The organism is Paenibacillus sp. FSL R5-0749, assembly GCF_038595085.1.
Lineage (GTDB): Bacteria > Bacillota > Bacilli > Paenibacillales > Paenibacillaceae > Paenibacillus.
Map to the genome: position 1 here is coordinate 4,751,104 of NZ_CP152005.1, position 10,485 is coordinate 4,761,588.

The window sequence follows — 10,485 nt, forward strand, 5'->3', positions numbered from 1 at the left end:
CCGCCTATCTTCCGTTTTTGGAATCACCCTGATCGTTGGAATTCGAACCTTCACCAGGTTTTCCCAATGTATTACGCATTTGAGTATCCGCTTCAATATTTTTTAGATTCATGTAATCCATAACACCAATTTTCCCACTACGCAAAGCCTCTGCCATTGCTAGTGGTACTGCGGATTCCGATTCAACCACGCGTGCTCTCATTTCTACAACGCGTGCTTTCATCTCTTGCTCTTGTGCTACGGCCATTGCACGACGTTCTTCGGCTTTTGCCTGAGCGATTCGTTTGTCAGCTTCTGCTTGCTCCGTTTGCAAGAATGCACCAATGTTTTTACCTACATCAACGTCCGCAATATCAATAGACAGAATTTCAAACGCAGTCCCTGAATCCAGTCCTTTGGACAAGACCGTACGAGAGATCATATCCGGATTTTCAAGAACGTCTTTGTGAGAGTTGGAGGAACCGTTCGTACTTACGATACCTTCACCAACACGGGCGATAATTGTCTCTTCACCAGCACCACCGACAAGTCGGTCAATATTGGCACGAACTGTAATTCTTGCTCGAACATTAACTTCAATACCATCTTTGGCTACTGCGGAAACGACTGGCGTTTCAATTACTCGAGGATTTACACTCATTTGTACAGCTTGCAATACGTCACGACCTGCGAGGTCAATGGCAGCAGCACGTTCAAATTCCAGTGGAATGTTTGCACGTTGTGCAGCAATTAGGGCGTTTACAACACGGTCAACGTTACCACCCGCCAGAAAGTGACTCTCCAGTTGGTTCATTGACAATTGAAGACCCGCTTTGGTTGCTTTGATCATTGGATTGACAATTCGACTAGGCGTTACACGTCTAAGTCTCATTGCAACCAGGGTAATAATGCTGACACGCACACCGGATGCGATTGCCGAGATCCAGAGCATTACTGGGAAAAAGCTGAAAAATACGCTCAATACGATAATACCTACTACCGCAATGAGCAAAATCGTGATTGTAGAAGTGTCCATGTGATAATTCCTCCATTTGCAATTTGAATTTGATAAAGACAGTCAGAGAAGACATTCATGAGTGCGCTGCTAAATGAAAAAATGATGCACCATCTCGCTGGCAGCTTCAGCTTAAATGGTTATGTACATTGCCGAAGCGTTATTCCGCTTCGGCCATAAAGCGAGTTACACCGGCAAAGCTTGCTGAACCACAATCCGGGTACCTTCCGCTTTAATCACAATAATCGGTGTATCAACTGGAATGAAGTCACCATCGGTCACAACATCAATTCGTTCGCCATCAAACATCGCTGTTCCAGATGGGCGAAGCGGTGTCAGACTGATTCCTTGCAGTCCAATCAACTCTTTGCGTTCCGTAGCAGATGAGTATCCACGTTCCGAAGAGAGACTGTCACTCAGGATAAATCGATTCCATATCCCTCGATCTTTAAACAGCACTGCAATAATAGCAATAACTACCACTGCTGCTCCGAAAGCAATACCCAATGACACAAATGCATCGCTTGTATCATAAGCAGCCCTCACAACACCTGCTACTAGTGCAATGGATCCCAGAATACCAAGAATACCCATGCTTGGGATGAACATCTCTAGAATCATCAGGATGAGTCCGACAGTAAATAGCACCCATGTCTCTGCTCCGGCAAATCCCGCAATGTAATTACCCGAGAAATACAACACGAAACACACGATACCCACAATACCAGGAACTCCAAAACCAGGAACGATCAATTCAATGGCCACACCTGCGATTCCAAGGAATAGAAGTACAGTCATGACAACGGGATTGGTCAGAAAAGATGAGATATTCTCCGCTGTCGTTCGTTCCACCTTAAATACATCATCCTGACTGTATCCGAGCCAAGCTGCTGCTTCTTCCGGTGTGTTGCTGATGTGGTCGGCATAACCAACTTTCAGCGCTTCTTCAGCCGAGAGAGCAATAATCTCACCTTTTTGCTTGGTTTTATTGATCTCTGGCATTTCAACAACGATGTTAACATCCGTCATTCCAGCTGCAATCTTGCCATCACGACCACTGATTTCAGCCGCTCCCTGCATTTTGCTTTTCCAGAATGCAACAAGCTTTGGATCATCAACATGTTTACCCGTACTGTCCACCATGGCTGCCGCACCAATCATACTGCCTGGTGACATTACGATCTTATCTGCATTCAGGGCCAGAAAACTTCCGGCTGAAGCAGCATCTCCACGGACAAATGCAACAGTCTCAATCGGACTGTCCTTGATTAGGATACCCAACGCTTCCGCAGTGTCTACACGACCTCCTGGCGTATTGATATCAAGAACGATCAGGCCAGCGTTCATCTTTTCCGCTTCCTTGAACCCACGTTCCATGAACTTGCCAAGTCCCTGCTCGATTGGTTTATCAACCGGAATAATATATACGGCGCCACTCTTCTCAGCTGCATGCGCTGACGGTGATCCAATCCAGACAGGAAGCAACAGCGTCAGCAGCATTAAGAGCATCAATGGCCCCGTAAGCTTCTTCCGGCGCTTTCCCTTCACAATAGTCCCCCCTTTTCCATTAATGTTATACTGTCCAGCTTATGGTATTTATTACGTGCAATGCAACATTTCGTTTCAAAATCTTAAAATTATATTTGAAAACTTGATCAATTGCAAGAATATAAAACCATAATCATATATATTAACCATTAAAAAGAAATTCGACTTCCTAAGAACATCCTGAATTAAAATAAATGGAAAAAACACCTTCTGACAAGTCAGAAGGTGTTTATTGATTTGCTTTATTGCAGGAATTGTTGAACTGCTTGATTCACCAGTTTGCCGTCCGCTTTGCCTTTAACTTTCGGCATAAGGGCCGCCATAACTTTCCCCATCTCGGCTTTCGAAGAAGCACCGGTTTCCTGGATGGTCTGCTGTACAATAACTTTAATTTCTTCTTCGGAAAGCTGTGCGGGAAGGTACTGGATGAGTACTTCAATTTCCGCTTTTGCATTTGCCGCGAGGTCTTCACGGCCCGCTTTGTCAAATTCTTGGAGGGCATCTTTGCGCTGTTTGATTTCACGACTCAGAATATCAAGCACTTCGTTGTCATCCAAATCTCTTTTCAAATCTATTTCAAGATTCTTGATCGTCGAACGAATCAACCGAATGTTGGAGAGTCTGAACTTGTCCTTACTCTTCATCGCTTGCTTCATATCTTCGTTCAATCGTTCGCTAAGATTCATGTAGTTAAAATCCTCCTAAAACTTTCTCTTACGAGCAGCCTCGGACTTTTTCTTGCGCTTTACGCTTGGCTTCTCATAATGCTTACGTTTCTTCACCTCAGCCAATACGCCATCTTTAGCGATGGAGCGTTTAAAACGACGAAGTGCAGCATCAATAGTCTCGTTTTTGCGAACTTTAGTTTCAGACACCAGTTTTCCCTCCCTCCGACCAGACCGTCCAAGAGCAATAACACGGTTCATCATCTTTCATTATAGGCGAAAGGTAATAAAGGTGTCAACCTCAATGTAATGATCACTTATTTATATGAGCGTTTGGTCACATATCCATGGACTTCATGCATATGACTAAATCCTCAATAGTAGTACCCATTAGCTCGTTATTGGTGAGAATCCGATAGGCTTGTTAACACGCCAAGTCTTGTACCACCCAACAAATGATAATGCAGATGATGAACAGTTTGTTCTCCATCCTTACCACAATTGTTGATTAAGCGATATCCTGTTTCATCCACGCCAAGACGCTTGGCTGCTTCTTGAGCAGCCAGATGGATCTCACCGATCAAAGGCAGATCTTCTGCAGTAACTTCATTCATGGAAGCAATATGTTTCTTCGGAATGACAAGCACATGTGTCGGTGCAGCGGGCTGGATGTCATGAAACACGATAACATGGTCATTCTCCAGTACTTTATTGGAGGGAATGGTGCCCTCTACAATTTTGCAAAATAAGCAATCCATAGTTCATACCCTCCTTTGTATCCCAATGTATGTATTCCCTTCTATCATACTAGAAGTACAAACTCACGTCCAATGTCCAGTCACACAATCAGGTGATCTATGTCAACTCTGCATCTCCTATAAATGTCGGCAAGAATTGGGGCTCACGGATGGTTTGACTCGTATCTCATTTGGATCGAGGTTGTTGAGGATTTACTTGAGGATCTGAAACTTGCATTAAGTTAAGGGCGTTCTGCAGTCCATGCTGAGCTGATACTCGCGTATGGAAATTGACCATTTTCTAAGGAACACAGAACCTCTTAATTGGGGCTCAGGCTCTCATTTCAAAATTATAAGGAACATCAGACACGTTATTTCCCAAAATAACCTCACAACAATGCTGGAAATGGCTGTTTATCCGGTTATAGCGTGTCCCAGATTCTTTAGATTGCTGCTGACGCTTCAAAACCTTGTAGAAGATGCCTCAGATTCTTTAGTGCTCACATCATGCTCTTCTCCTCCAACCGTAAGGCATGAGAACAGCATCAATTTCACCCGAAACGAAGCTTCTTATTGGAATAGAGTATTAAATAGAGAATTAAAGCCATGCGGTGTCTTGATTGTTGCTCACACATGGGTACATTCTCGCTTTTCGCATATTCAGAATACGATTCGCCGTTTGCTGCTACGAACACGTGAAGGCTCGCTTCTGCTTTCAGCAGGTTAACTACACGGTATATGCCATTCCACTTATCATCGACCTTTCCCTAATTAGGATCCAAAAAAAGGTCATGCCTTACAGAAGTTCGCTTCTGCAAAAGCATGACCTTTGGGATGTTCGGTATGTTGCCAGTTGTATTGCAATGACAGGTCGCGATACATCAGGCTGAGACTCCGTATGTGATAAAACCGCTCTATTTCATACTGCATGGTAGTTTCTTTCCACGAATGAAACATATTCATCCTGAGCTGTTCTTTTTCAAAGGCGTTAAGGAACATGAAAATGACTCACTGTTCGTATGCCTTTATTTCTTAATTTCAATAGTACGGTAAAAGGGTTAACGCCGTAAGCGCAAATAACGGAAGCACCAGACGGTTAAAACGTCTGCGGCCATAACCATAATATGGATAAGGCGTAGGGTAGCCGTAACCTGGATAAAATCCGCGAGTATGACCTATTGGATAGTTCCCTCCAGGCATGGCATTTGGAGCCCAGTTCGCATGATTCATCATGGCTTCCGGTCCAACGGGAACAGCCAGGTAGATCATTTCGTCATCCACATTTTCCATAATGCCATCGTAGTGCATACCGTCATTCATCTGTACACATACGTAACGGTGCATGTGTTCCTTGCATAATTTCTTCGCTTCCACTTTTTCCACTTGCCAACGCCTCCCTGATTCTGCTCTTGATCACCTTTTCATGGTATTCAGAACTGGGCGAATTGACACTACCGACGAGAAAACACAAAAAAAGAAGCACCCCGTGAGCGGCTTCCTTAGAAGTCTGCTGCGCGGACATCTATTCAGGATACGTCCTGATCAGATGTCCGCCGGGGTACTTAAATAAGGTTTGTCGGCTTAACTGTAGTATAACAGCGGGATGAACCTGTATCTGTGATGAAACTCACTCCGTTATGTCATACAAGCAAGAAAATTATTCGGTAATAGTGCGTGTTCAAAAGGTCTTTTTAGCACCAAAAAGATGGGATAAAGCCAGAAATGTCGTAAGGAGCGTAAAAAGCTACGTGAGCAACTGCAATGTTTCCCCAGGCATCAATATAAGCCCCTACTTATTTCGGCTATACTTCATATTCGATGTTGAGGATGATGCTGCCGCCAGACACCCTTCGTAATCAAGAGCGGACTTTTTGAACAACCTCAGGCTTGGACTATAAGAAGCGCTTCTATCCGTGATATTGCTTACATCGTTTCCCGCTACAGGGTCTCCAAGACCACCCGTGAGCCGTTTCCGGCCTCACCTGCCGGAATCACCACAAGCTTGCGCGGCAAGCGTGCACGCAGTTCAGGCACGTGACTGATAACACCAACAGCTAATCGGTCGTCATGCAATTTTTCCAGAGACGTAATGACAGTATCCAACAGCTCAGGGTCAAGTGTACCGAACCCTTCATCCAGGAAGAAGAATTGAAGCGGGTACTGACCTCGCAGCTGAATCTGGGCCGACAGCGCCAAGGCCAGTGACAACGAAGTCAAAAACGTCTCGCCACCGGATAACGTCGATACCGGTCGTTTGACTCCTCCGTTGGCATCATCACAGATCACAAAACCACCACCGGAATCCACCTCCAGTGAATAACGTTGTTTGGTCAGGAAGCGCAGACGCTGAGATGCCGCATGACTGACCTGCATCAGTTGTTCCTCTGCAATATATTCAACAAATGCATTACCTCTGAATGCGGATTGAAGTTTGCTGAGCAGTTCGCCTTGACGGCTGACCTCCAACCTCTTGTTCTCCAGTTCGGTCCAGCGAACATGTCGCTGCTCCACATCCTCCAGATCACGTTCTGCACGTGCTTTCGCACGTAGGGCAGCCTCATCCTGAGCCCGGACCTGCTGCAAACGTTCAGTGCAGGCTAACCACTGCTCCTCCGATACAACTGCACCACCCAGCTTTTGTTCCAGTTCACGCAATTGGGATGCCAGTTCACGCTCACGTTCACGGTGCTGCTGGATCTCGCCCGCCAGTTGTTCCGCTTCCTGGGAAGGCATCGCCGCGGACACAACGGCATCATCCGAGTCGAAAGGGGATTGTTCCAGCAATTGATTCCACCGTTCCTGTGCTTGTTGCAGATGCTCTGTTGCCGAGGCGGCAGCCTGCTGAGCCATGACATCTTTCTTGGCTGATTCCTGCTTCAGATGATCCGCTTCTTTGAAGCGTTGTGCTGACTCCGCAGCTTCTTTGCGCAGTCCATCCAGACGAGCCTGAGCCGCAGCAATCAGGTCTTCTACCCGCTGCTCCCCAACCCACTGGCGCAAGCGTTCTTCTTTCTCAGCGAGCAGTTTGTTATTGCCCTGCCACTGCGTTTGCCACTGGATCAGTTGTTTGTCCAATTCCACCAACTTCTGCTGAAGCGATTGAATGATCTGATCTTTTTCCTCAAGGAAGGTCACGCTTTTATTCAGACGTTCCTTGATGTCTTCGGCGCGCGCATCGCGCTCCTGCATCGCCTGATAGAGGGCCTTGGCCTCCTCCTGAGCGATGCCCGGCAGTTCCGCGGTCCAGCGGCCCTGCAAGGCAGCCGCTGCAGCCTCGCTCTCGGCCAGCTTGCGCTCCGCCTGGGCGAGCCCGGCACGACCGGCCTCTTGCGCAGCTGCCGCTTCCATGCGGCGCTGCTGCGCGCCCACAGCCGCCTGCTGCAACGCGGCGGCTTCGGCCTGGAGCGGCGCTGCTGCGGTAGCCAGCGCCTGCGCGGCTTCGCGCAGCGCAGCGGCACGCGATGCCCAGCTTGCCGGGGAGCGCCCGTATTCGGGCGACCCGGCGGGCTCGGGCTCCGCTGCCGCAGGCGCGGCCTCGGCTGCGGCAGGAGCTTCGCCGGCCGCAGCGCCAAGCTGCGGCAGCAGGCTGCGACGTTCGTGCAGCTGCTGGCGCAGCCCAAAGCGCAGCTCCTGCAGCTCCGCGTGCAGGCTGCGCAGCAGTTCCAGGTCCGCATCGCCTGCGTGCGGACCTTCTCCCGGCGGCGCAGCCGGGAGCGGGTGATGCGGCGAGCCGCACACCGGGCACGGCTCGCCATCGCGCAGCTCGGCGCGCAAGGCGGAGGACAGCTGGTGCAGCTCTTGCTCGCGCATCGTGCCACGCAGCTGTTCCTCCGCAAGGGCCAGCAGGCGCTGTTCGCGGCTGATGTCCTGCTCACAGGCAAGCAAGGCCTCAAGACCCGCTGACGCCTGTTCCACGAGATGCTGACGCTGATCACTCAGGCGTCTCTCTTCCTCAGCCGCCGCCTTCAGCTTGTCGGCTCCCTGACCTGCCGACTGCTTATAGGCTTGCATGTCAGCCTTGTTTTGCTGCAATTGCTCCGCAGCAGTATCCACACGATGCTTCAGTTCAAGCGCCGCCTGAAGAAGCCTGCGTTCCTCTGACTTCACTTCATTCGGCGTGAGGCTCTCCTGTAGTTCCTCACGCCGTTTGCGCCCGCGCTGCTGCAGCTCCTTTTCCTTTTCAAGTTGCTGTCCCAGCGCGGTCTGTTCGCCCTGCCCCTGTTCCAGAAACTGAGCAAGGCGCGAGCAATCGGCTTGAAGCCCATCCCGTTCCCGTTGCAGCTCTTTCGCTTGTTCGAGCTGCTCCAGGCGCAGCATAAGTTTCGGTTCTTCCTCAGTCAATTGCTTACGTGACGTCTCGGCCTTCTCCGATTCCTGAATAGCCACACGTTCATGTTCCAGAGCTTGCTGATGAGCCGTCTCGGCAATATCCTGCCGCTGCTTCTGTGTAGCTGTAGCATCTCGAACCGTCTGCAACGCAGGCAGTATGGCATCTGCCGCAACGGATTGTTTCAGCCGTTGTTCGCCCGCCTCAACCTGTGGCTCCAGAGCCTTCAGCTTCTGCTGTTCATCTGTACGAGCCTGCCGTTCGTGACTTAACTCACGAATTTTACCCAGTTGTTCGGCTTCCTTTGCAGCTTCATCCAGCGCTTTGCGGGACAATTCAGACTGCTGAACAGCAGCTTGAAGAAGACGTTTCGTCTCATCCAATGTTTCCTTGCTGGCATTGCCAAGTCCCTGTTGCTCCGCAGCAAGGGATTGGTGAACCATATCATTATCCTTGACCCGCCGACTTAATTTGATGGCCAACTGGTCCCCATACTTCTCCAAATGGAATAATCGTTGCAGCATCTGGCGACGCTCACTGCCTTTGAGTGACAAAAACTCGGCAAACTTCCCTTGCGGAAGCACCACTGCCCGTGTAAAATCATCCATCTTCAAACCAATTACATCTTCAACACAGCGATTCACATCTGCCAATTTGTCGGCAAGTACCTGCTCTTCGCCATTGACCGTCTCTATGAATTTGCTGATCGTGTTACTTACCGACACTTCATTATTTCGTTTGAAACGTCGCTCTACCTGGAACCTTCGCGTGCCTTCAGTCGACATCAATTCAAATGTAAAAGCAACCGACAACGAATCCTCTGCATGATTCATAATGCCCTGCGTCCCATTCACCGCACGTTCCACTTTGCCATACATGGCGAGTGTGATGGCATCAAGCAAGGAAGATTTACCACTGCCCGTTGGACCGAAAATACCGAATAGACCCGTCTCCGTCAGCACGGTAAAATCAATCTCCTGCATCTCCCGATAACTTTGAAGTCCGGCAACTTTCAGTAGAATTGGCTTCATCTTTCCTCGACCTCCTCACGCAGACCCGGCTCGTCTTCATCCACAAGTTCAAGGAAAAGCTGTACCAGGCTGTCTTCCGGCTGTGCGCCGCCTGTCTGACGCTGATAGAATTTACGGAATAGTTCATGTACCGGCAGCTCGGATCGTTGCTCCAAAAGTCCTGCTGCAGCCATCTCGGGATACACCGGGCGAATATGAATGATCCCTTCATGTGATTTTCGCAGCTGTTGAATCTCCTTCAGAGACATTGCCTCGTCCAGCCATACTTCCATGTCAATAAAAGCCTGCGGATCACGTCCCTCTTCCAGCCAGCGATATACTTCTGCCAGACCGCCACGTGCCTTCCAGCGAACAAGCGGACGCCCGGACGTCAACAAAACTTCTTCTACCTGTGCAGCTCCGCCCGGGGCCAGATCAACCATCGTGACAGACTTGCTCTGTCCAGCTTCCGAGAAGCTGTAGGCCAGAGGCGAACCGCTATATCGAATTACACCGTCACCTTTGACAGCCTGAGCACGATGAAGATGCCCAAGCGCCGTGTATTGTGCACCAGTCGATAAAGACGAAGGGTCCACCGTGTAGGCCCCACCGATCTGAATCGGACGTTCCGAATCACTCTCAAGTCCGCCGAGCACATAGATATGGCTCATGGCCAAGTTCACGGTATCCGGGCGGAAGGAAGCTGCCAGACGCTGCATTAACATACCCACCCGGTGACTATATGCCTGGCGAAGCACATTTTCGTCCCCATCCGTTGTCAGCAATTCATTCAATCTGGCTTCAGAAGGATAAGGTAATGCCGCAATCTGTCCAGTCTCTCCGGTACGCTTGGCATGGATGGTCACTGCTTCTGAAGTAGGCATACCTACGAGTGTAATGCCCTGCCTGTTCACAAGTGGCGTAACAGAAGCTACACGTTCTGGCTGATCATGATTGCCTGCAATGACCACGAGAGGTCTTCCATGCTCCGTCAGACGCGCTGCAGCTTCATAAAAAAGCTGCTCCGCCGCTGCGGGAGGATTCACCGAATCATACACATCTCCAGCCATCAATATGGCATCCGCCTGCTGCTCATCCGCCAGTCTGACGAGTTCATCAACGAAATCCTCCTGTTCACGCAGTCGGCTTCGTCCTTCCAGCGTTTTTCCCAAATGCCAGTCCCCTGTGTGCAAAATACGCATCG

The 10,485-nt window shown here is 49.5% G+C and carries 8 protein-coding genes; all 8 read right to left on the reverse strand.

Going from position 1 to position 10,485, the window contains the following annotated elements:
- Positions 1-4 precede the first annotated feature (4 nt).
- Positions 5-1,015 (reverse strand): flotillin-like protein FloA, encoded by a 1,011-nt coding sequence (gene floA / locus MKY85_RS21270; protein ID WP_342570689.1) that lies wholly within the window; start codon positions 1,013-1,015, stop codon positions 5-7.
- Positions 1,016-1,180: 165 nt separating this feature from the next.
- Positions 1,181-2,503 carry an NfeD family protein gene (locus MKY85_RS21275; RefSeq protein ID WP_342573449.1) on the reverse strand — a complete coding sequence of 441 codons (1,323 nt, stop codon included), beginning with the start codon at positions 2,501-2,503 and terminating at the stop codon, positions 1,181-1,183.
- Between the two features lie 281 nt (positions 2,504-2,784).
- A complete protein-coding gene (locus tag MKY85_RS21280) occupies positions 2,785-3,228 on the reverse strand; it encodes a GatB/YqeY domain-containing protein (RefSeq protein ID WP_062835503.1) in 444 nt (147 codons plus the stop codon).
- A 15-nt stretch (positions 3,229-3,243) separates the two neighbouring features.
- Positions 3,244-3,417: a 30S ribosomal protein S21 gene (rpsU, locus tag MKY85_RS21285; protein ID WP_005547957.1), complete on the reverse strand. Its 174-nt coding sequence runs from the start codon at positions 3,415-3,417 to the stop codon at positions 3,244-3,246.
- 188 nt (positions 3,418-3,605) lie between these two features.
- Positions 3,606-3,965: a histidine triad nucleotide-binding protein gene (locus tag MKY85_RS21290; protein WP_339236033.1), complete on the reverse strand. Its 360-nt coding sequence runs from the start codon at positions 3,963-3,965 to the stop codon at positions 3,606-3,608.
- A 1,017-nt stretch (positions 3,966-4,982) separates the two neighbouring features.
- Complete coding sequence (locus MKY85_RS21295; protein WP_339243151.1) at positions 4,983-5,288, reverse strand: hypothetical protein; 306 nt, start codon at positions 5,286-5,288, stop codon at positions 4,983-4,985.
- A gap of 594 nt (positions 5,289-5,882) precedes the next feature.
- Positions 5,883-9,302, reverse strand: coding sequence for an SMC family ATPase (locus MKY85_RS21300; RefSeq protein WP_342570690.1), 3,420 nt, complete (start codon positions 9,300-9,302; stop codon positions 5,883-5,885).
- Positions 9,299-10,483 (reverse strand): exonuclease SbcCD subunit D, encoded by a 1,185-nt coding sequence (locus tag MKY85_RS21305; protein ID WP_339236037.1) that lies wholly within the window; start codon positions 10,481-10,483, stop codon positions 9,299-9,301. The genes MKY85_RS21300 and MKY85_RS21305 overlap by 4 nt, the downstream gene beginning before the upstream one ends.
- Positions 10,484-10,485: the final 2 nt, after the last annotated feature.

What these genes read in the sequence shown, in the direction of transcription:
- MKY85_RS21280 (WP_062835503.1), bottom strand. Translation starts at nt 3,228, where the DNA reads ATGAATCTTAGCGAACGATTGAACGAAGATATGAAGCAAGCGATGAAG.
- floA (WP_342570689.1), bottom strand. Translation starts at nt 1,015, where the DNA reads ATGGACACTTCTACAATCACGATTTTGCTCATTGCGGTAGTAGGTATT.
- MKY85_RS21305 (WP_339236037.1), bottom strand. Translation starts at nt 10,483, where the DNA reads ATGCGTATTTTGCACACAGGGGACTGGCATTTGGGAAAAACGCTGGAA.
- MKY85_RS21295 (WP_339243151.1), bottom strand. Translation starts at nt 5,288, where the DNA reads ATGCACCGTTACGTATGTGTACAGATGAATGACGGTATGCACTACGAT.
- MKY85_RS21290 (WP_339236033.1), bottom strand. Translation starts at nt 3,965, where the DNA reads ATGGATTGCTTATTTTGCAAAATTGTAGAGGGCACCATTCCCTCCAAT.
- MKY85_RS21300 (WP_342570690.1), bottom strand. Translation starts at nt 9,302, where the DNA reads ATGAAGCCAATTCTACTGAAAGTTGCCGGACTTCAAAGTTATCGGGAG.
- MKY85_RS21275 (WP_342573449.1), bottom strand. Translation starts at nt 2,503, where the DNA reads ATGCTCTTAATGCTGCTGACGCTGTTGCTTCCTGTCTGGATTGGATCA.